Here is a 20517-nt window from a genome sequence, read left to right on the forward strand (position 1 = left end):
ATGTCCCAGTCGCCGTCCCTGAGCCAACTGCACGACCCCAATCCTTTCCTGCGTCGCCACCTGGGCCCCGATGCCCTGGAGCAGCAGGCCATGCTCGAGGCCCTGGGCCTGGGCAGCCGCAGTGACCTGATCGAACAGACCGTGCCGCCGGGCATCCGCCTGAACCGGCCGCTGGATTTGCCTGCCGCCCTGGATGAACAGGCCGCCCTGGCCAAGCTCAAGGGCTATGCCGAGCAGAACCAGGTATGGACCAGCCTGATCGGCATGGGCTACCACGGCACGATCACGCCGACCGTCATCCTGCGCAACGTCCTGGAGAATCCGGGCTGGTACACCGCCTACACGCCTTATCAGCCGGAAATCGCCCAGGGTCGCCTGGAAGCGCTGTTGAATTTCCAGCAGATGATCATCGACCTCACCGGTCTGGATCTGGCCAACGCGTCGTTGCTCGATGAGGCCACGGCAGCGGCCGAAGCCATGGCTCTGGCCAAGCGGGTGGCCAGGTCGAAAAGCAACCTGTTCTTTGCCGATGAACACTGCCATCCGCAAACCCTGTCGGTGCTCAAGACCCGCGCCGAAGGCTTTGGCTTCGAGCTGGTCGTCGACGTGGTGGAGAACCTTGGCAACTACAAGGTGTTCGGGGCCTTGCTGCAGTACCCGGACACCCATGGCGAGATCCGCGACCTGCGCCCGCTGGTCGAGCAGCTGCACAAGCAACAGGCCCTGGCCTGCGTGGCCGCCGACCTGCTGAGCCTGCTGATGCTGTGCCCGCCGGGCGAACAGGGCGCCGACGTGGTGCTGGGCTCGTCCCAGCGCTTTGGCGTGCCCATGGGCTACGGCGGGCCCCACGCGGCCTATTTCGCCTGCCGTGACGACTTCAAGCGGGCCATGCCGGGGCGCATCATCGGCGTGTCCAAGGATGCCCGCGGCAACGTGGCCCTGCGCATGGCCCTGCAGACCCGCGAGCAGCATATCCGCCGCGAGAAGGCCAACTCGAACATCTGCACCGCCCAGGTGCTGCTGGCCAACATTGCCGCCTTCTACGCGGTGTATCACGGCCCCGAAGGCTTGCAGCGCATTGCCCAGCGGGTGCATGCGCTGACCTTCGTCCTGGCCGCAGGCCTGGAGAGCAAAGGCATCAAGCGCCTCAACCAGCACTTTTTCGACACCCTGACCCTGGAGGTCGGCGGCAGCCAGACGGCGATCATCCAGAGCGCCGAGGCGGCCAGGATCAACCTGCGGATTCTCGGGCGCGGCAAGCTGGGCGTGAGCCTCGACGAGACCTGTGACGAGTCCACCGTGCTGCGTCTGTTCGACATTTTCCTCGGTGCCGACCACGGCCTGGATATCCCCACCCTCGATACCCTGGCCCTGCCGGAAGGCATTCCGGCGGCCCTGGTGCGCCGTTCGGGCTTCCTGACCCATCCGGTGTTCAATCAGCACCACAGCGAAACCGAGATGCTGCGCTACCTCAAACAGCTGGAGAACAAGGACCTGGCGCTGAACCAGTCGATGATTCCCCTGGGTTCCTGCACCATGAAGCTCAACGCCAGCAGCGAGATGATCCCTATCACCTGGCCAGGCTTTGCCGAGTTGCACCCTTTTGCCCCGGCAGGGCAAGTGCAGGGCTACAAGGCGATGATCGACGAGCTGGAAAGCTGGCTGTGTGCTATTACCGGTTTCGACGCCATCTGCATGCAGCCCAACTCCGGCGCCCAGGGCGAGTATGCCGGGTTGATGGCGATCGCCAAGTATCATCGCAGCCGTCACCAGCCGCACCGTGATATTTGCCTGATTCCCTCGTCGGCCCATGGCACCAACCCGGCCTCGGCGCAAATGGCCGGCATGCGGGTGGTCATCGTCGAATGCGACGAAGCCGGTAACGTCGACCTGGCCGACCTCAAGGCCAAGGCCCACGCCGCGGGCGAGCACCTGTCCTGCCTGATGGCGACCTATCCTTCGACCCATGGCGTGTATGAGGAGGGCATCAGCGAGATTTGCGCGGTGATCCACCAGCAAGGTGGCCAGGTGTACATGGACGGGGCCAACCTCAATGCCCAGGTCGGCCTGACCCGGCCGGCCGATATTGGCGCCGATGTCTCGCACATGAACTTGCACAAGACCTTCTGCATCCCCCATGGCGGCGGAGGGCCGGGCATGGGGCCGATCGGCGTGCGTGCGCACCTGGCGCCTTTCGTGGCCAGCCATCCGGTGATCCCGGTGCCAGGGCCTGATCCGCAGAACACCGCGGTCAGTGCTGCGCCGTGGGGCAGCGCGAGCATCTTGCCGATCAGCTGGATGTACATCGCCATGATGGGGCAACAGCTCGCCGATGCCAGCGAGGTGGCGATCCTCTCGGCCAACTACCTGGCCGAGCGCCTGAACGAGGCTTTCCCGGTGCTGTACCGGGGGCGCAACGCGCGGGTGGCCCATGAATGCATTTTCGACCTGCGGCCGTTGAAGGCGCTGACCGGCATCAGTGAGGAGGACGTTGCCAAGCGCCTGATGGACTATGGTTTCCATGCCCCGACCATGTCGTTCCCGGTGCCGGGCACCTTGATGGTGGAACCGACCGAAAGTGAGTCCAAGGCCGAACTGGATCGCTTCATTGAGGCGATGCTGAGCATTCGTGCGGAAATTCGCGAGGTGCAGGACGGCAACTGGCCAGCCGAAGACAACCCGCTCAAGCATGCGCCGCATACGCTGGCGGATGTGCTGGGCGTATGGGAGCGGCCCTACAGCATCGTCCAGGGCGTAGCGCCCAGTGATCATGTGCGGTTGCACAAATACTGGCCGGCGGTTAACCGGGTGGACAACGTGTTCGGGGACCGGAACCTGTTCTGCGCTTGCGTGCCGGTGGAGGATTATCGCTGAAGGGGGGACGCTATCGCCAATCGCCGGCTTCGCCGGCTCCCACAGGCAGTGCCTGCAGCATTCTTGTGGGAGCTGGCGAAGCCTGCGATAGGTCGCGAAATTACTCGCTGGCTACGGCGTTCTTGGCCAGGATGGCGTTTGCCAGTTCCATGTCGCTGACCTGCAACCCTGGGTTATCGGCACGGACTTTCTGCATTGCCGATTCCAGGTAAGGGCCGCGAATGGCGCCATTGCTGGCCACAAAGCTGCCGGCGTCATCCTGGGCGGCGACGACCAGCTTGTGGTCCTTGGAGGTCAGGTAGCTGGAGGCGGTCGTTGCGCCGGAGGAGATGACGTTGCGCCAGAAGGTGTCGGCCATGGCCGAACCGACAGGCACGCAGAGCAGGGCAAGGGTTGCGACTGCAAATTTGAAACGCATTCGGGGTAACTCCAACTGTGGTGATCTGCGCGCTTTGATCTGCCCGCCTGCATCTAGTTCCCTGACGCCACGCGCAACACCTCGGCCTGCGATGTAAGACCTGCCGCGACTTTCTGCGCGCCGTTGTCATGCAGGCTACGCAAGCCCTCGGCGAGTGCCTGCCGGCGCAGTGTTGCCAGGTCGATATCGGTGCAAATGGCAGCCTTGAGGCTGTCGCTCAGGCGCAGCAGTTCGTGAATGCCGGTGCGACCGTGGTAGCCGGTCTGCCGACATTCGTTGCACCCCCGGGCCAGGTAGCCCGTCGCGGTGGGCGCCTTGCAGGCCAGGCACAGCGTACGCACCAGGCGCTGGGCCATTACGCCAACCAGCCCGGCCTTGATCAGGTGAGCGGCAATGCCGAGCTCCAGCAGGCGGCTGATGGCGCCGCAGGCATCGTTGGTGTGCAGGGTGGAGAGCACCAGATGTCCGGTCAGCGCCGCCTGGAAGGCCACCTGGGCGGTTTCCAGATCACGGATCTCGCCAATCATGATGATGTCCGGGTCCTGGCGCAGCAGGGCCCGGGCGCCCTCGGCAAAGCCCAGGTCGATGGCCGGGTGCACTTGCAGCTGGTTGAACTGCGGCTCGACCATCTCGATCGGGTCTTCGACCGTGCACAGGTTGACCTGCGGGGTGGCCAGGTACTTGAGGGTGGCGTACAGGGTGCTGGTTTTGCCCGAACCGGTGGGCCCGGTGACCAGGATCAGGCCGTGGCGCTGCCCGATCATGGCCTGCCAGTGCACCAGGTTTTCGCCGTCCAGGCCCAGCTGGGTGAAGTCCTGCTGCATCAGGAGGGGGTCGAAGATGCGCAGCACCAGCTTCTCGCCGAAGGTGGTGGGCAAGGTCGACAGGCGCAACTCGACTTCGTTGCCGGTTGGCAGGCGGGTCTTGATACGGCCGTCCTGGGGCCGGCGTTTTTCGGCGACGTTCATACCACCGAGGGTTTTCAGGCGGCTGATCACCGCCAGGGTGACCTCGGCCGGAAACTGGTAGATCGGGTGCAGCAAGCCGTCGATGCGAAAGCGCAGGTGGCCCTGGTCGCGCCGGGGTTCCAGGTGAATATCGCTGGCCCGTTGGTCGAAGGCGTACTGCAACAGCCAGTCGACGAGGGTGACGACGTGGGCATCATCGCTGTCGCGCTGGCGTTCATCGCTTCCGAGTTCGAGCAGTTGCTCGAGGTTATGCACAGGCAACGCCTGTTGGCGGCTGGCGCCATCGACCGAGCGGGCCAGGTGGAAAAACGCCTGGCTGAACTGGCGGATTTGCAACGGACTTGCCAGCACGCGCTTGATCGGGCGTCGCAACACTTGCGCAAGGTCCACTTCCCAGGAGGTGACATAAGGCTCGGCGCTGGCCACGGTGACGCCTTGGCTATCGGCGGCGACAGCCAGCAGGCCATGGCGTCGGGCAAAGGCTGCAGACATCAGGCCCGTGGTGGCCGCCAGGTCCAGTTGCAGCGGATCGATATACAGGTAGGGCTGACCAGTCTGTGCGGCCAACCATTGGCACAGGGCTTCCATGTCCAGGCGCTGGCCGGGCTGGCGTGGGTCCGGCAGGCCCTGGCGGGCGATGAGCTCAAGCGGGTGGTCGTCGGTAGCAAGGCCCCGGCTGCGCAGTGCCCGGGCAGTGTGCGCAGGGATGAGTCGGGCATCGAGAAGGTCGTCCAGCAGGCCGTCCAGGCTCAGCCTGCGGTCCTCGGGGGTGACAGTCATTAGGCGTCCTTGCCAAGCTGCCTGAAGGGGTGGCACTGACAAGATTAGCTGGCTTTGGGAACCAGCAAGGCCGAAAATTTTGCCCGGTATTTCCCACCCTGGCTCAATCAGTGGCAAGGCTGCAAGCGGACCTCGTCGACGCAGATCAAATTGCGCATTTTTTGCGCAATGAGTTCGGCCCGGTGCCAGCTCAACCCGGCAATCTCGATGTCGATCTGGAGCAGGTCGTCCTGCCGGTTCATCTGCACCTGATGAGGGGTGAGGAACTGCAGGGCGAACAGGTTCAGTACCCGGCACAGGCTGTCGGGCTCGGCTTCCACCTGCAGGTGATAGCGCACGCGGCTGTGGGCGGCGCTGGCAGCCCAGACATCGTCGCGCAACGGGGTAACGGGGCTGTCGAAGCGTTCGAGTGCGCTCATGTAGTTCTCCAGAATCGATAGGGGAATTTTTACATGCGCAACCGGGTATTTTTTCTCTATGATCGATTGATAAGGCTGATTATTGAATTATTCAATTCGCCATATGATTTTTTGGAGAAATAATTATGCATAGCGAATTGGACGCCTATGACCGACGCATCCTGGCCTTGTTGCAGGAGGACGCCTCACTGTCCAGTGCGCAGATCGCCGAACGGGTGGGGCTGTCCCAGTCGCCGTGCTGGCGGCGCATACAGCGCCTGAAGGAGGAGGGGGTGATTCGCGGTCAGGTGACCCTGCTCGACCGCAAGAAGATCGGCCTGAACACGCAGATTTTCGCCGAGGTCAAACTCAATGCCCACGGCCGCTCCAATTTCACCGAATTCACCGAAGCGATACGCGGCTTTCCGGAAGTGCTGGAGTGCTATGTGCTGATGGGGGCGGTGGACTTCTTGCTGCGCATCGTCACCCCGGACATCGAAGCCTACGAACGGTTCTTCTTCGAAAAGCTGTCGATGGTGCCGGGGATCCAGGAGGTCAACTCGATCGTGGCCTTGTCTGAAATCAAGTCCACGACCAGTCTTCCGGTGCTGCGCTAGCCCTTACTTGCGCAGCAGGTGCTTCCAGCCACGGCTCTGGAACACGGCCATGGCCTGCTGCTCGCGGGCGGCAAGGACCTCGGTCCGCACGTCTGCTTCCACTTCGTCGCTGATCGGCAGGCTGGCCAGTTCGTGCAGTTTGTTCAGCTCGCCGAACAGACGGTCCAGGTCGGGGCTCTCCAGCACCTGGCGGGCATGGTGCAGCCAGGCCAGCAGGCGCTCGATACGTGGCAACTGCTCGGCCAGGTCTTCCGGCTGGCGATGGTACAGCGGCAGTTGCAGGGCGTTGGCTTCATCGGCCAGCAGCACGTTCAGCCAGTTGGTCAGCTGGGCGGCACCCTGGCGGTCGCCGCGCTTGTTGCGCTCCACGGTCCAGCCACGGGCCAGCAGCCAGCGCGAGGTTTCTAGGGAGAACTGGCCCCAGCGGGTATCCAGCAGCTCGTCGGCAAACTGCTCGGGCGCGGCGCGACGCACGTCTTCATCGTCGTTGCCGGCCAATACCAGCGGACGCCAGTCTTCGAGCAGCGCATCGAGGCTGGCACGCAAGGCACGGGTGGTCGCACGGGGGGCGGCCTGGCCCAGGCTGCCGAACAGGGCGCGCAGTTCGGCCAGGGTCTGGACCCAGTCCTGCAGCAGGCGCCAGTGACCGTTGAACTGGTACTGCTCGGCCAGGCGCTGGCTGGCGCCCAGCAGTTGCCAGGCCAGCGCCGCGACGGCGTCGTCCAGTGGCATTTCTGCGCTCAGTTCGGCGGCCGGCAGGCGCAGGGCGTAGCTGGCAGGGTCGAGCAGGCGGTAGCCGCGCTCGGCCTTGCTGATGTCGCACGGGAACAGTGGCAGGGCGGCCGACAGCTCGGCGGCCAGTTCCAGCAGGGCTTCAGGCGCGCCTTCGCGTAGTTCCAGTTCCAGCTCGCAGATCTCTTCCTTCTGCTTGCCGGCGACCACGCTGCCCAGGTCCAGGGCCGCTTCGATCACCACCTTGGCCTTGCCACGGCCCCAGGCGATTTCCGCGTACTGGCGGGTGAAGTCGGTGGTGAACAGCGGCTTGATGGTTTTCTTGTCCAGCTCGGCCAGTTGGGCAGGCCAGCACTGGTCGTCGAGCTTCTTCAGGTCGAGCTTGGCCTTGGGCAACTGCCACTCGAACTCGTTGCGCTGGGACAGGCCGGCGACGCTCTGGCCGCGGGTCTTGAGGGTCTGGATCACCACATCGCCGTCGCGGCGCAGGCGCAGGGCGACCTTGGCCGCCGCCAGGTCGCGCTCCGGGCTGTCGAAGTACTGGTTCAGCAGCTCGCGGCTTTGCCAGCCGGACTTGTTGCGCTTGTTCAGCAATGGGTGTTCGCGCAGGGCGGCGAGGGTCTCGCGGCTGACCCGCAGTTTGATTTCGGTTTCTTTATGCATTGCTGGTAGATCCAGGCTCGAATGACAGGGAGCGTCTTGGGGGTGCAGTGTACAGGACTCGGCTCGCGGCGGTTTATTCACAGAGCCGGATGGCCCTATGATGAGGTTCGTCCAAGGAGAAAGCGCATGCCGTTGCCATCGCTCAAAGAGCAGTTCGCCGCCCTGATCGCCGCGCCATCGGTCAGCTGTACACAGCCTGCGCTGGACCAGTCCAACCGCGCGGTGATCGACCTGCTGGCCGGGTGGCTGGGAGACCTGGGTTTCGCCTGTGACATCCAGCAGGTGACCCCGGGCAAATTCAACCTGCTGGCCAGCCGGGGCAGTGGCCCGGGCGGGCTGGTGCTGGCCGGGCACAGCGATACGGTGCCCTACGATCCGCAGCTGTGGCAGACCGATCCGCTCAAGCTGACAGAGGTGGACGGGCGCTGGGTGGGCCTGGGCAGTTGCGACATGAAGGGCTTTTTCGCCCTGGTCATCGAGGCGGTGCAGCCCTTGCTGGCTCATGATTTCAAGCAGCCGCTGCTGATCCTGGCCACCTGCGACGAAGAGAGCTCGATGTCCGGCGCCCGAGCCCTGGCTGAAGCCGGCCGGCCGCTGGGGCGAGCGGCGGTGATCGGCGAGCCGACCGGGCTCAAGCCGATCCGCCTGCACAAGGGCGTGATGATGGAGCGTATCGATATCCTCGGTCGCAGTGGCCATTCGTCGGATCCTGGCCTCGGACATAGCGCGCTGGAGGCCATGCACCAGGTCATGAGCGAGTTGATGGGGCTACGCCGGCAATGGCAGCAACAGTTCAACAATGCCCAGTTCAGTGTGCCGCAACCGACCCTGAACTTCGGGTGCATCCACGGTGGCGACAACCCCAACCGGATCTGCGGCCAGTGCGCCCTGGAGTTCGACTTGCGGCCCTTGCCGGGCATGGACCCGCAGGCCCTGCGCGCGGCCATCCGGGAGAGAATCGCCCCCCTGGCCGAGCAGCATCAGGTGCGCATCGACTATGCGCCGCTGTTCCCCGAGGTGCCGCCATTCGAACAATCGGCGGATGCGGAACTGGTGCGCCTGGCCGAACGTCTAACCGGCCATCGGGCCGAAGCGGTGGCCTTTGGCACCGAAGCGCCTTATCTTCAGCGCCTGGGTTGCGAGACCCTGGTATTGGGCCCGGGCGATATCGCCTGCGCCCACCAGCCGGGCGAGTACCTTGAAATGTCACGCTTGCAGCCTACCGTGCGTCTATTGCGTGAGTTGATCGAACATTATTGCCTCAGCCCGGTAATTGCCCGCTGAGTTCGGCCGTTTTCCAGAGGAGATTGCGCGTGACGCCAAGCCTGTTCCGACGATAACCCTTCGAGCGCTGTGTGCTTTCCCGTTTTTGTCCCTTTCTCTACAGGCTCCCTGGTTATGCCCGATTACGTCAATTGGCTGCGTCATGCTTCGCCTTACATCAACGCCCACCGCGAATGCACCTTTGTGGTCATGCTGCCCGGTGACGGGGTCGAAGACCCCAATTTCGGCAATATCGTCCACGACCTGGTGCTGCTGCACAGCCTGGGCGTGCGCCTGGTACTGGTGCACGGCTCGCGCCCGCAGATCGAAAGCCGCCTGGCCAGCCGTGGCCTGACCCCGCACTACCACCGCGGCATGCGTATCACCGATGCCGCCACCCTGGAATGCGTGATCGATGCCGTGGGACACCTGCGCATCGCCATCGAAGCCCGGCTGTCGATGGACATGGCCGCCTCGCCGATGCAGGGCTCGCGCCTGCGCGTGGCCTCCGGCAACCTGGTTACCGCACGGCCGATCGGCGTGCTCGAAGGCGTGGACTATCACCACACCGGCGAAGTACGCCGGGTCGACCGCAAGGGTATCAACCGCCTGCTCGACGAGCGTTCCATCGTGCTGCTGTCGCCGCTGGGCTACTCGCCGACCGGCGAAATCTTCAACCTGGCCTGCGAAGACGTCGCCACCCGCGCTGCGATCGAGTTGGGCGCCGACAAGCTGTTGTTGTTCGGTGCCGAGCGCGGCCTGATCGACGAACAAGGCCGACTGGTGCGCGAACTTCGCCCGCAGCAGGTACCGGCGCACCTGCAACGCCTGGGCAGCGACTATCAGGCCGAACTGCTCGACGCCGCTGCCGAGGCCTGCCGTGGTGGCGTGGCGCGCAGCCACATCGTCAGCTACAGCGAAGACGGCGCCTTGCTCACCGAGCTGTTCACCCGTGACGGTGGCGGCACCCTGGTGGCCCAGGAGCAGTTCGAGAAGGTCCGTGAAGCGGCGATCGAGGACGTCGGTGGCTTGCTTGACCTGATCAGCCCGCTGGAAGAGCAGGGGATCCTGGTGCGTCGTTCGCGCGAGGTGCTGGAGCGTGAGATCGAGCAGTTCAGCGTGGTTGAGCGCGAGGGCATGATCATCGCCTGTGCGGCGCTGTACCCGATTGCCGATTCCGAGGCCGGGGAGCTGGCGTGCCTTGCGGTGAATCCCGAGTATCGCCATGGTGGCCGGGGTGACGAGCTGCTGGAGCGCATCGAGACCCGGGCGCGGGAAATGGGGCTCAACACCCTGTTCGTACTGACGACCCGGACCGCGCACTGGTTCCGCGAACGTGGGTTCGTGCCCAGCGGCGTCGAGCGGCTGCCGGCGGCCAGGGCTTCACTGTACAACTACCAGCGCAATTCGAAGATTTTCGAAAAGGCCTTGTAAAGCATCGCGGGGCAAGCCCGCTCCTACAGGTGCGTAGGAGCGGGCTTGCCCCGCGATAAGGCCCTCAAGTCTTAAACGGTATGCAGGTACCAGTTGTACTCGAGGTCGGAGATGGAGTGTTCGAACTCCTCCAGCTCACTTTCCTTGCAGGCGACGAAGATGTCGATGTACTTCGGATCGATGTACTTGTTGAGGATCTCGCTGTCGTCCAACTCGCGCAGGGCGTCGCGCAGGTTGTTCGGCAGGCTTTGCTCCACTTGCTCGTAGGCGTTGCCTTCGATCGGGGTGCTTGGTTCGATCTTGTTGCTCAAACCATGGTGCACACCCGCCAGTACGGCAGCCATCAGCAGGTACGGGTTGGCGTCGGCACCGGCAACGCGGTGTTCGATGCGCACGGCATCCGGCGAGCCGGTCGGGACGCGCAGGGCTACTGTGCGGTTGTCCAGCCCCCAGCTCGGGGCATTGGGTACATAGAACTGGGCACCGAAACGGCGATACGAGTTGACGTTCGGGCACAGGAACGCCATCGACGCCGGCAGGGTCTCGAGCACACCGCCGATCGCGTGACGCAGCGCGGCGTTCTGCTCGGGATCCTCGCTGGTGAAGATGTTCTTGCCATCTTTGTCCAGCACCGAGATATGGACGTGTAGACCATTACCCGCCTGGCCTGGGTACGGCTTGGCCATGAAGGTGGTATCCATTTCATGGTCGTAGGCGATGTTCTTGATCAGGCGCTTGAGCAGTACCGCGTAGTCGCAGGCCTTCATCGGGTCGGCAACGTGGTGCAGGTTGACTTCGAACTGCGCCGGGGCGCTTTCCTTGACGATGGCGTCGGCAGGAATGCCCTGCTCCTTGGCGCCTTCGAGGATGTCCTGCAGGCAGTCGACGTACTCGTCGAGGTCGTCGATCAGGTAGACCTGGGTCGATTGCGGACGTTTGCCGGAAATCGGCGAGCGTGGTGGCTGTGGACGGCCGTTCACGTTCTCCTGGTCGATCAGGTAGAACTCCAGCTCGAACGCGGCGCAGATGGTCAGGCCCATCTCGTCGAACTTGCTCACGACCTGGCGCAGGACTTCCCGCGGGTCGGCGAAGAACGGCTCGCCTTCGAGTTCGTGCATGGTCATCAGCAGCTGCGCGGTAGGGCGCTTCTGCCAGGGTTCGTTGGACAGGGTGTCCGGGATTGGATAGCAGATGCGGTCGGCATCGCCGATGTCCAGGCCCAGGCCGGTGCTTTCGACCGTGGAGCCGTTGATATCCAATGCGAAAAGTGAGGCCGGCAGGTTGATGCCTTTCTCGTAAACCTTGTGGAGGCTGGTGCGCTCAATGCGCTTGCCACGCACCACACCATTCATATCTGCAATCAGAAGGTCAACGTAGAGAACCTCAGGATGTTCCTTAAGGAACGCGTTCGCTTCGTTAAGCTGAACGGCACGCGGGGGTACCGACATGATGCAACACCTTTGTTGTTAAAAATATCAATCAATGGGGGCTTGCAGGTCCAGTCAAACGGAAAGCCATGCTGAAGTCAAGCCAACCCCATGATGCCCTAAAATGGCCCTCAAGCGGCATTTTTGCTGCAATTGAGGGCGACGACAAGGACTGCTTTCGTACGGTAGCGGCGGTTTTGAGCGGGCCGTGTTCTATTTTTTACGGGGGTGTTGTGTAAAAAAATGAACAAGGCTAAGCTCGGTGGCAACCCATAACACCAATAATACCGGGGGTTACATGTCACGACTGCCGACAACCGGCATCATTGCCTGCCGTTCCCAGAACGGTTTGCACGCATTCCACGCGGGTGGCTATCGCACCGCGGCGGCACTGTATGCCCCGGCTGAAATAATTGACGGCCCGGGCCACCTGCCCGTTGCCGACGCTTCCCTGAATATCCTCTGCCATCACTATAGCGGGCTCGCCAGCGTTGCGGGTAATGCCTGTGGTATCGCCGCGCCTGGCTTTTGCTTTACCTCCGTGCGGGATACAGAATGTCTGGGACGGCCCATTGCGGCTGTCCTGACGATTGCCCAGACATTTGCCTCCTGAGGTATTTATGAGTACCAACCTCGACCAGCTCACCGATTGGTTGAAAGAGCACAAGATCACCGAAGTGGAGTGCCTGATCAGCGACCTCACCGGGATCACCCGTGGCAAGATTTCGCCGACCAACAAGTTCATCGCCGAAAAAGGCATGCGCTTGCCCGAGAGCGTCCTGCTGCAGACCGTGACCGGCGACTACGTCGATGACGACATTTATTACGAATTGCTGGACCCGGCCGACATCGACATGGTCTGCCGGCCGGACGAGAACGCGGTGTTTCTCGTACCCTGGGCCATCGAGCCAACCGCCCAGGTGATTCACGATACCTACGACAAGCAGGGCAACCCGGTCGAGCTGTCGCCGCGCAACGTGCTCAAGAAAGTGCTCAAACTCTATGCCGACAAGGGCTGGCAGCCGATCGTGGCGCCGGAGATGGAGTTCTACCTGACCAAGCGCTGTGAAGACCCGGACTTCCCGCTGCAACCTCCGATCGGTCGTTCCGGCCGCCCGGAAACCGGCCGCCAGTCGTTCTCCATCGAAGCGGCCAACGAATTCGACCCGCTGTTCGAGGACGTCTACGACTGGTGCGAACTGCAGAACCTGGACCTGGACACGCTGATCCACGAAGACGGCACTGCGCAGATGGAAATCAACTTCCGTCACGGTAACGCCCTGGCCCTGGCCGACCAGATCCTGGTGTTCAAGCGGACCATGCGTGAAGCGGCGCTCAAGCACAACGTCGCCGCCACCTTCATGGCCAAGCCGATGACCGGTGAGCCGGGCAGCGCCATGCACCTGCACCAGAGCATCATCGACGTGCACACCGGCAAGAACATCTTCTCCGACGAAGATGGCCGCATGAGCGAGTTGTTCCTCAACCATGTCGGCGGCCTGCAGAAGTTCATCCCGGTGGTGTTGCCGCTGTTCGCACCGAACGTCAACTCGTTCCGCCGTTTCCTGCCCGATACCTCGGCGCCGGTAAACGTCGAGTGGGGCGAAGAGAACCGCACCGTCGGCCTGCGTGTGCCGGATGCCGGTCCACAGAATCGCCGGGTCGAGAACCGCCTGCCGGGTGCCGACGCCAACCCTTACCTGGCCATCGCCGCGAGCCTGCTGTGCGGTTACATCGGCATGGTCGAAGGCATCAAGCCAAGCGCGCCTGTGCAGGGCCGTGGTTACGAGCGGCGCAACCTGCGCCTGCCGCTGACCATCGAGGATGCCCTGGAGCGCATGGAAAACTGCCAGGCGCTGGAACCGTACCTGGGCAAGAAATTCATTGCCGGCTACGTCGCCACCAAACGCGCCGAGCATGAGAACTTCAAACGCGTAATCAGCTCCTGGGAACGTGAGTTCCTGCTGTTTGCGGTCTGATCAACCCGGAGCCGCAGGACCGCGGCCGTCAACAAACGGAGAAGCACATGAGCGTCAACAACCCGCAAACCCGTGAGTGGCAAGCCTTGAGCAGCGAGCATCACCTCGCGCCTTTCAGCGACTACAAGCAGCTGAAGGAAAAGGGGCCGCGGATCATCACCAAGGCCCAGGGTGTGCACTTGTGGGACAGCGAGGGCAACAAGATCCTCGACGGCATGGCGGGCCTGTGGTGCGTGGCGGTTGGCTATGGCCGTGAAGAACTGGTGGAAAAGGCCGCCGCGCAGATGCGTGAGTTGCCGTACTACAACCTGTTCTTCCAGACTGCCCACCCGCCAGCGCTGGAGCTGGCCAAGGCGGTGACCGACGTGGCGCCCAAAGGCATGACCCATGTGTTCTTCACTGGCTCCGGTTCCGAAGGCAACGACACCAACCTGCGCATGGTCCGCCACTACTGGGCGCTCAAGGGCAAGCCGCAGAAGCAGGTGATCATCGGCCGCATCAATGGTTACCACGGTTCCACCGTGGCCGGTGCCGCCCTGGGTGGCATGAGCGGCATGCATGCGCAGGGCGGAACACTGCCGGGCATCGTGCATATCCCGCAGCCATACTGGTTCGGTGAAGGCGGCGACATGACCCCGGACGAGTTCGGGGTCTGGGCTGCCGAACAGCTGGAGAAAAAGATCCTCGAAGTCGGCGAAGACAACGTCGCCGCCTTTATCGCCGAGCCGATCCAGGGCGCCGGCGGGGTGATCATTCCACCGGACACCTACTGGCCGAAGATCAAGGAGATCCTCGCCAAGTACGACATCCTGTTCATCGCCGATGAAGTGATCTGTGGCTTCGGTCGTACCGGTGAGTGGTTCGGTTCTGATTATTACGACCTCAAGCCCGATTTGATGACCATCGCCAAGGGCCTGACCTCCGGTTACATCCCCATGGGGGGTGTGATCGTACGTGACGAAGTGGCCAAGGTGCTCAGCGAAGGCGGCGACTTCAACCACGGTTTTACTTACTCCGGCCATCCGGTGGCGGCCGCGGTGGGCCTGGAAAACCTGCGGATCCTGCGCGACGAGAAGATCATCGAGCGTGTGAAGGAGGAAACGGCACCGTATTTGCAAAAACGTCTGCGCGAGCTGAGCGATCACCCGTTGGTGGGCGAAGTGCGCGGGCTGGGCATGCTCGGCGCGATCGAGCTGGTCAAGGATAAGGCAACCCGCGCCCGTTACGAAGGCCAGGGCGCCGGCATGATCTGCCGCCAGCACTGCTTCGACAACGGCCTGATCATGCGCGCCGTGGGCGACACCATGATCATTGCGCCACCGCTGGTGATCAGCCGTGACGAGATCGACGAGCTGGTGGAAAAGGCACGCAAATGCCTGGACCTGACGCTCGAAGCGCTGAAATAGCCAGGTGCTAGGCTAGCGTAGTGGCATAACAGTGTTTCAAGGTGGCTCTTTTGTTGAAAGAGCGCCTTGGAACTTGCCAGACTAGCGACTGTTTCAGTCGCCCAGTGCTTGCGCCGCAGAGAGCCGGCCGCTGAACAGATGGCTAAATAAAAAATTCTGGAGCATTACGCATGAAGAAAATGGGCAAGACGTTGTTGGCTGTGTCCCTGATGGGCGCCATGGCCAGTGCTGTTCAGGCGGATGACAAAGTGCTGCACGTCTACAACTGGTCCGATTACATCGCGCCGGACACCGTTGCCAAGTTTGAGAAGCAATCGGGCATCAAGGTTGTCTACGACGTCTTCGACAGCAACGAAACCCTGGAAGCCAAGTTGCTGGCAGGCAAGTCCGGCTACGACGTGGTCGTACCGTCGAACAACTTCCTGGCCAAGCAAATCAAGGCTGGCGTTTACCAGGAGCTGGACCGCTCCAAGCTGCCGAACTGGAAGAACCTGGACGAAGACCTGCTCAAGGCCGTTGGCGATGCCAGCGACCCGGGCAACAAGCATGCATTCCCGTACATGTGGGGCTCCATCGGCATCGGCTACAACCCGGAGAAGGTCAAGGCTGCGCTGGGCGTCGACAAGATCGATTCCTGGGATGCGGTGTTCAAGCCTGAGAACATCGAGAAGCTGAAAAGCTGCGGGGTGAGCTTCCTGGATGCACCGACCGAGATGCTCCCGGCTGCGCTGCACTACCTGGGCAAGCCCACCAACAGCACCAAGAAGGAAGACCTGAAGGCTGCCGAGGACCTGTTCCTGAGCATCCGTCCTTCGGTCGCCTACTTCCACTCGTCCAAGTACATCTCGGACCTGGCCAACGGCAACATCTGCGTGGCCGTGGGTTACTCGGGTGACCTGGAGCAGTCCAAGGCCCGTGCTCATGAAGCCGGCGACAAGGTCAAGCTGGACTACATCATTCCGAAAGAAGGTGCCGGTACCTTCTACGACATGGTTGCCATCCCGAAAGATGCGGCCAACGTCGATGCAGCCTACAAGTTCATGGACTTCCTGATGCAACCGGAAATCATGGCCGAAATCACCAACGCCGTGCGCTTCCCGAACGGCAACAAGGCGGCGACTGCGCTGGTGGACAAGGACATTTCCGGCGACCCGAGCATCTACCCACCGGCTGATGTGAAGAAACAGCTGTACGCCATTGCCGACCCAGGCGCCAAGGCCCAGCGCGATATCACTCGCATCTGGACCAAGATCAAGTCGGGCAAGTAAGCCGGTTTGAAACCCTGGGCGGTGTTAATCACGCCCAGGGTGCTCCGAGAATGAATTTTTTTTTGCGACATGAGTGCATCGAAGGTAAGTTGCGCGCCGGTTTGCTGATACGGCAGGTATTTATGCCGTTTGCTACGGGCACTATTGTGAGGACTACCCACTTGTCTACATCTGTATTTCGCAAGGCCATGCTGGCTGGAGCGAGTATGACGCTGGCGATCAGCGTCCAAGCGGCGCCCACGGTGCACATTTATAACTGGTCGGACTACATCGGTCAGACCACCCTGGCGGACTTCGAAAAAGCCACCGGCATCAAGCCGGTACAGGATGTCTTCGACTCCAACGAAACCCTGGAAGGCAAGCTGCTGGCCGGTCGTAGTGGTTACGACGTGGTGGTGCCGTCCAACCATTTCCTCGGCAAGCAGATCAAGGCGGGCGTATTCCAGAAGCTCGACAAGTCGCTGTTGCCCAATTACGCGAACCTTGACCCGACGCTGATGAAGCGCCTGGAAAAGAACGATCCGGGTAACCAGTACGCCGTCCCCTATCTGTGGGGCACCAATGGCATCGGCTACAACGTCGAGAAGGTCAAGGCGGCGCTGGGCACCGACACGATCGACTCCTGGGCCATGCTGTTCGAACCGGAGAACATCAAGAAACTCTCCAAATGCGGCGTCGCCTTCCTCGACTCGGCAGACGAGATGCTACCCGCGGTACTGAACTACATGGGGCTCAATCCCAACAGTACCGATCCCAAGGACTATGCCAAGGCCGAGGAGAAGCTGCTGGCCGTGCGTCCTTATGTGACCTATTTCCACTCCTCCAAGTACATCTCGGACCTGGCCAACGGCGACATCTGCGTGGCTGCCGGGTTCTCCGGCGATATATTCCAGGCCAAGTCCCGTGCCGAAGAAGCCGGCAAAGGCGTGGAAGTGGCCTATGTGATTCCCAAGGAGGGCGGCAACCTCTGGTTCGACATGCTGGCGATTCCCAAGGACTCCAGCCATGTCAAAGAGGCCCACGCCTTCATCAACTATTTGCTTGAACCTGCGGTGATTGCCCAGGTGAGCGATAACGTCGGTTATGCCAACCCGAACCCCAAGGCTGGCGACCTGATGGACCAGAAAGTGAGAACCGACGCAGCGGTTTACCCACCGCAAGAAGTGCTGGACAAGTTGTACGTCAACTCCGAGTTACCGCCCAAAGTGCAACGTTTGATGACCCGTAGCTGGACCAAGATCAAATCGGGCAAGTAAAAATCCAGGGTCCGTCACGGCAGGGGCGGACGCAAAAAACTTTGTTGGGAGTTACACACATGGCAGTTGCCTCCGGTGCCTATAAAAAAGCCCTCGAGGGCGATCAGCAGCCTAAACAGGTGCTGGTCAAAATCGACCGGGTTACAAAAAAGTTCGACGAAACGGTCGCCGTGGACGATGTGTCCCTGGAAATCAAGAAGGGCGAGATCTTCGCTCTGCTGGGCGGTTCCGGTTCCGGTAAATCCACCTTGCTGCGTATGCTCGCCGGCTTCGAGCGTCCGACCGAAGGTCGGATCTTCCTCGATGGCGTAGACATCACCGACATGCCGCCCTACGAGCGGCCGATCAACATGATGTTCCAGTCGTACGCCCTGTTCCCGCACATGACCGTGGCGCAGAACATCGCCTTCGGCCTGCAGCAGGACCGCATGCCCAAGGCCGAGATCGACGCGCGTGTCGGCGAAATGCTCAAGCTGGTGCACATGACCCAGTACGCCAAGCGCAAGCCGCACCAGCTCTCCGGTGGCCAGCGTCAGCGTGTGGCCCTGGCCCGTTCCCTGGCCAAGCGTCCGAAGCTGCTGCTGCTCGATGAGCCGATGGGTGCGCTGGACAAAAAGCTGCGCTCACAGATGCAACTGGAGCTGGTGGAGATCATCGAGCGGGTCGGCGTGACCTGCGTGATGGTGACCCACGACCAGGAAGAGGCCATGACCATGGCCCAGCGCATCGCCATCATGCACCTGGGCTGGATCGCCCAGATCGGCAGCCCGATCGACGTCTACGAGACCCCGACCAGCCGCCTGGTCTGCGAGTTCATCGGCAACGTCAACCTGTTCGACGGTGAAGTGGTCGAAGACGCCGAAGGTCACGCGATCATTGCCAGCCAGGAGCTGGAGCGCAACATCTACGTCGGTCACGGTGTGACCACCTCGGTGGAAGACAAGCGCATCACCTACGCCCTGCGTCCGGAGAAGCTGCTGGTGACCACCACGGCGCCGACCTGCGAGCACAACTGGTCACGCGGCAAGGTCCACGACATCGCCTACCTGGGCGGCCACTCGGTGTTCTACGTCGAACTGCCTGGCGGCAAGATCGTCCAGTCGTTCGTGGCCAACGCCGAGCGCCAGGGCACCCGGCCAACCTGGGGTGACCAGGTGTACGTCTGGTGGGAAGACGACAGCGGCGTGGTACTGCGGTCATGAACATGCGCAAGCTCAAGCGAGCCTTCGAACGGGTGAAACCCGAGGGACGCCATCTGGTGATCGGCGTGCCCTTCATCTGGCTGTTCCTGTTCTTCATGCTGCCGTTCTTCATCGTCCTGAAGATCAGCTTCGCGGAAGCGGACGTGGCCATTCCGCCGTACACCGAGATCTACAGCTACGTTGAAGACAAGGTGCAACTGGTGCTCAACCTGGCCAACTACGGCCTGTTGACCGAGGACGAGCTGTACATCTCGGCCTACCTCGGATCGCTGAAGATTGCCTTCTTCAGCACGCTGCTGTGCCTGCTGATCGGCTATCCGATGGCCTACGGCATCGCCAATGCACGCAAGGAAACCCAGACCGTCTTGCTGCTGCTGATCATGATGCCGACCTGGACGGCGATCCTGATCCGCGTGTATGCCTGGATGGGCATCCTCAGCAACAACGGCCTGCTCAACGCCTTCCTGCTGTGGCTGGGCCTGATCGATCAGCCGTTGCAGATCCTCAACACCAACCTGGCGGTCTATATCGGCGTGGTCTATTCCTACCTGCCGTTCATGATCCTGCCGCTCTACGCCAACCTGGTGAAGCACGACGCGAGCCTGCTGGAAGCTGCTTCGGACCTGGGTTCGAGCACCTTCAACAGCTTCTGGAAGATCACCGTGCCGCTGTCGAAGAACGGCATCATCGCCGGGTGCATGCTGGTGTTCATTCCAGTGGTCGGTGAGTTCGTCATCCCGGAACTGCTGGGCGGTCCGGAAACCCTGATGATCGGTAAAGTGCTCTGGCAAGAGTTCTTCAACAACCGTGACTGGCCGGTGGCCTCGGCCCTGGCGGTGGTGATGCTGGCGATCCTGATCGTACCGATCCTGCTCTTCAACCGTAGTCAGGCCAAAGAGATGGAGGGTCGGGCATGAAGCGTTTCAGTTTCTCCAAGCTGATGTTGATCCTGGGCTTGTTGTTCATCTACCTGCCCATGCTGATCCTGGTGATCTATTCGTTCAACGCCTCCAAGCTGGTGACGGTGTGGGGCGGCTGGTCGGTGAAGTGGTACGTCGGCCTGCTCGACAACAGCCAGCTGATGGGCTCGGTGATGCGCTCGCTGGAGATCGCCTGCTACACCGCGATCGCCGCCGTGGCGCTGGGTACCCTGGCGGCCTTCGTGCTGACCCGGGTCACCCGTTTCAAGGGCCGCACCCTGTTCGGTGGCCTGGTCACCGCGCCGCTGGTGATGCCCGAAGTGATCACCGGTCTGTCGCTGTTGCTGCTGTTCGTGGCCATGGCGCAGATGATCGGCTGGCCGCAGGAGCGTGGCATCGTCACCATCTGGATCGCCCACACCACGTTCTGCTCGGCCTATGTGGCCGTGGTGGTGTCGGCGCGCCTGCGTGAGCTGGACCTGTCCATCGAAGAGGCGGCCATGGACCTCGGTGCGCGGCCATGGAAGGTGTTCTTCCTGATCACCATCCCGATGATCGCGCCTTCGCTGGCAGCGGGCGGCATGATGTCCTTCGCCCTGTCGCTGGATGACCTGGTGCTGGCCAGCTTCGTTTCCGGCCCGGGTTCGACCACCTTGCCGATGGAGGTCTTCTCTGCCGTGCGTCTGGGCGTCAAGCCGGAAATCAACGCCGTGGCCAGTCTGATCCTGCTGTCGGTGTCGCTGGTGACCTTCATGGTCTGGTACTTCAGCCGCCAGGCCGAAGAACGTCGCCGTCGGGCGATCCAGCAGGCCATCGAGGAAAGCGCAGCCGATTCCTGGAAGCAACCGGACGTGGGGCGCGCGCCAGCAGCCGTTTCGGCGTGATCTGACTGCAGCCCATCGCGGGGCAAGC

Annotated in this window: 16 protein-coding genes; 11 read left to right on the forward strand and 5 right to left on the reverse strand. The window is 62.2% G+C overall.

All coding sequences use genetic code 11. From position 1 onward, the window contains the following. Complete coding sequence (gene gcvP, locus ACIQUS_RS01630; protein WP_403042029.1) at window positions 1-2874, forward strand: aminomethyl-transferring glycine dehydrogenase; 2874 nt, start codon at window positions 1-3, stop codon at window positions 2872-2874. Window positions 2875-2974: 100 nt separating this feature from the next. Here gcvP and ACIQUS_RS01635 read toward each other — a convergent pair whose 3' ends face one another. The 3 genes from ACIQUS_RS01635 to ACIQUS_RS01645 all read right to left on the reverse strand — a co-directional run bounded on the left by ACIQUS_RS01635 (window position 2975) and on the right by ACIQUS_RS01645 (window position 5459). Further along, window positions 2975-3292, reverse strand: coding sequence for a DUF2388 domain-containing protein (locus tag ACIQUS_RS01635; protein ID WP_403042032.1), 318 nt, complete (start codon window positions 3290-3292; stop codon window positions 2975-2977). Between the two features lie 53 nt (window positions 3293-3345). Next, window positions 3346-5040, reverse strand: a complete 1695-nt coding sequence (locus ACIQUS_RS01640) for a GspE/PulE family protein (RefSeq protein WP_403042034.1) — start codon at window positions 5038-5040, stop codon at window positions 3346-3348. Between the two features lie 107 nt (window positions 5041-5147). After that, complete coding sequence (locus ACIQUS_RS01645) at window positions 5148-5459, reverse strand: hypothetical protein (RefSeq protein ID WP_403042037.1); 312 nt, start codon at window positions 5457-5459, stop codon at window positions 5148-5150. A 125-nt stretch (window positions 5460-5584) separates the two neighbouring features. Between ACIQUS_RS01645 and ACIQUS_RS01650 the strand changes: the two genes are divergently transcribed. Continuing rightward, a complete protein-coding gene (locus ACIQUS_RS01650; protein WP_403042039.1) occupies window positions 5585-6055 on the forward strand; it encodes an Lrp/AsnC family transcriptional regulator in 471 nt (156 codons plus the stop codon). Window positions 6056-6058: 3 nt separating this feature from the next. Here ACIQUS_RS01650 and ACIQUS_RS01655 read toward each other — a convergent pair whose 3' ends face one another. After that, window positions 6059-7450 carry an inorganic triphosphatase gene (locus ACIQUS_RS01655; protein ID WP_403042041.1) on the reverse strand — a complete coding sequence of 464 codons (1392 nt, stop codon included), beginning with the start codon at window positions 7448-7450 and terminating at the stop codon, window positions 6059-6061. A gap of 126 nt (window positions 7451-7576) precedes the next feature. Between ACIQUS_RS01655 and argE the strand changes: the two genes are divergently transcribed. Both argE and argA read left to right on the forward strand, forming a co-directional pair. Further along, window positions 7577-8734, forward strand: coding sequence for an acetylornithine deacetylase (gene argE, locus ACIQUS_RS01660; RefSeq protein WP_403042045.1), 1158 nt, complete (start codon window positions 7577-7579; stop codon window positions 8732-8734). A 114-nt stretch (window positions 8735-8848) separates the two neighbouring features. Then, window positions 8849-10147 carry an amino-acid N-acetyltransferase gene (gene argA, locus ACIQUS_RS01665; protein ID WP_285861353.1) on the forward strand — a complete coding sequence of 433 codons (1299 nt, stop codon included), beginning with the start codon at window positions 8849-8851 and terminating at the stop codon, window positions 10145-10147. A gap of 71 nt (window positions 10148-10218) precedes the next feature. Here the strand turns inward: argA and ACIQUS_RS01670 are convergent, their stop codons facing one another. Then, window positions 10219-11595: a glutamine synthetase family protein gene (locus tag ACIQUS_RS01670; protein ID WP_285861352.1), complete on the reverse strand. Its 1377-nt coding sequence runs from the start codon at window positions 11593-11595 to the stop codon at window positions 10219-10221. A 599-nt stretch (window positions 11596-12194) separates the two neighbouring features. Between ACIQUS_RS01670 and ACIQUS_RS01675 the strand changes: the two genes are divergently transcribed. From ACIQUS_RS01675 to ACIQUS_RS01705, 7 genes are all read left to right on the forward strand, one after another. Continuing rightward, a complete protein-coding gene (locus ACIQUS_RS01675; RefSeq protein WP_403042050.1) occupies window positions 12195-13553 on the forward strand; it encodes a glutamine synthetase family protein in 1359 nt (452 codons plus the stop codon). Window positions 13554-13600: 47 nt separating this feature from the next. Continuing rightward, on the forward strand, window positions 13601-14959 hold the full coding sequence (locus ACIQUS_RS01680) for an aspartate aminotransferase family protein (RefSeq protein WP_403042055.1): 1359 nt from the start codon (window positions 13601-13603) through the stop codon (window positions 14957-14959). A 170-nt stretch (window positions 14960-15129) separates the two neighbouring features. Further along, the gene (locus ACIQUS_RS01685; protein ID WP_403042057.1) at window positions 15130-16227 is read left to right on the forward strand and encodes a polyamine ABC transporter substrate-binding protein; all 1098 of its coding nucleotides are present in this window, start codon (window positions 15130-15132) and stop codon (window positions 16225-16227) included. Between the two features lie 161 nt (window positions 16228-16388). Next, window positions 16389-17483: a polyamine ABC transporter substrate-binding protein gene (locus tag ACIQUS_RS01690; RefSeq protein WP_403042059.1), complete on the forward strand. Its 1095-nt coding sequence runs from the start codon at window positions 16389-16391 to the stop codon at window positions 17481-17483. Window positions 17484-17542: 59 nt separating this feature from the next. After that, window positions 17543-18685 carry an ABC transporter ATP-binding protein gene (locus ACIQUS_RS01695; RefSeq protein ID WP_403042062.1) on the forward strand — a complete coding sequence of 381 codons (1143 nt, stop codon included), beginning with the start codon at window positions 17543-17545 and terminating at the stop codon, window positions 18683-18685. After that, the gene (locus ACIQUS_RS01700; protein WP_403042064.1) at window positions 18682-19602 is read left to right on the forward strand and encodes an ABC transporter permease subunit; all 921 of its coding nucleotides are present in this window, start codon (window positions 18682-18684) and stop codon (window positions 19600-19602) included. The genes ACIQUS_RS01695 and ACIQUS_RS01700 overlap by 4 nt, the downstream gene beginning before the upstream one ends. Continuing rightward, entirely contained in the window at window positions 19599-20489 is an 891-nt protein-coding gene (locus ACIQUS_RS01705) for an ABC transporter permease subunit (RefSeq protein ID WP_403042067.1), read from the forward strand. Before ACIQUS_RS01700 ends, ACIQUS_RS01705 begins: the two co-directional genes overlap by 4 nt. The last annotated feature ends 28 nt before the right edge of the window (window positions 20490-20517 follow it).

The organism is Pseudomonas sp. NPDC090755 (assembly GCF_044769005.1).
Classification (GTDB): Bacteria; Pseudomonadota; Gammaproteobacteria; order Pseudomonadales; family Pseudomonadaceae; genus Aquipseudomonas.

Excerpts from the sequence above, each read along its gene's own strand:
- gcvP (WP_403042029.1), top strand. The coding sequence starts at position 1 with ATGTCCCAGTCGCCGTCCCTGAGCCAACTGCACGACCCCAATCCTTTC.
- ACIQUS_RS01635 (WP_403042032.1), bottom strand. The coding sequence starts at position 3,292 with ATGCGTTTCAAATTTGCAGTCGCAACCCTTGCCCTGCTCTGCGTGCCT.
- ACIQUS_RS01640 (WP_403042034.1), bottom strand. The coding sequence starts at position 5,040 with ATGACTGTCACCCCCGAGGACCGCAGGCTGAGCCTGGACGGCCTGCTG.
- ACIQUS_RS01645 (WP_403042037.1), bottom strand. The coding sequence starts at position 5,459 with ATGAGCGCACTCGAACGCTTCGACAGCCCCGTTACCCCGTTGCGCGAC.
- ACIQUS_RS01650 (WP_403042039.1), top strand. The coding sequence starts at position 5,585 with ATGCATAGCGAATTGGACGCCTATGACCGACGCATCCTGGCCTTGTTG.
- ACIQUS_RS01655 (WP_403042041.1), bottom strand. The coding sequence starts at position 7,450 with ATGCATAAAGAAACCGAAATCAAACTGCGGGTCAGCCGCGAGACCCTC.
- argE (WP_403042045.1), top strand. The coding sequence starts at position 7,577 with ATGCCGTTGCCATCGCTCAAAGAGCAGTTCGCCGCCCTGATCGCCGCG.
- argA (WP_285861353.1), top strand. The coding sequence starts at position 8,849 with ATGCCCGATTACGTCAATTGGCTGCGTCATGCTTCGCCTTACATCAAC.
- ACIQUS_RS01670 (WP_285861352.1), bottom strand. The coding sequence starts at position 11,595 with ATGTCGGTACCCCCGCGTGCCGTTCAGCTTAACGAAGCGAACGCGTTC.
- ACIQUS_RS01675 (WP_403042050.1), top strand. The coding sequence starts at position 12,195 with ATGAGTACCAACCTCGACCAGCTCACCGATTGGTTGAAAGAGCACAAG.
- ACIQUS_RS01680 (WP_403042055.1), top strand. The coding sequence starts at position 13,601 with ATGAGCGTCAACAACCCGCAAACCCGTGAGTGGCAAGCCTTGAGCAGC.
- ACIQUS_RS01685 (WP_403042057.1), top strand. The coding sequence starts at position 15,130 with ATGAAGAAAATGGGCAAGACGTTGTTGGCTGTGTCCCTGATGGGCGCC.
- ACIQUS_RS01695 (WP_403042062.1), top strand. The coding sequence starts at position 17,543 with ATGGCAGTTGCCTCCGGTGCCTATAAAAAAGCCCTCGAGGGCGATCAG.
- ACIQUS_RS01700 (WP_403042064.1), top strand. The coding sequence starts at position 18,682 with ATGAACATGCGCAAGCTCAAGCGAGCCTTCGAACGGGTGAAACCCGAG.
- ACIQUS_RS01705 (WP_403042067.1), top strand. The coding sequence starts at position 19,599 with ATGAAGCGTTTCAGTTTCTCCAAGCTGATGTTGATCCTGGGCTTGTTG.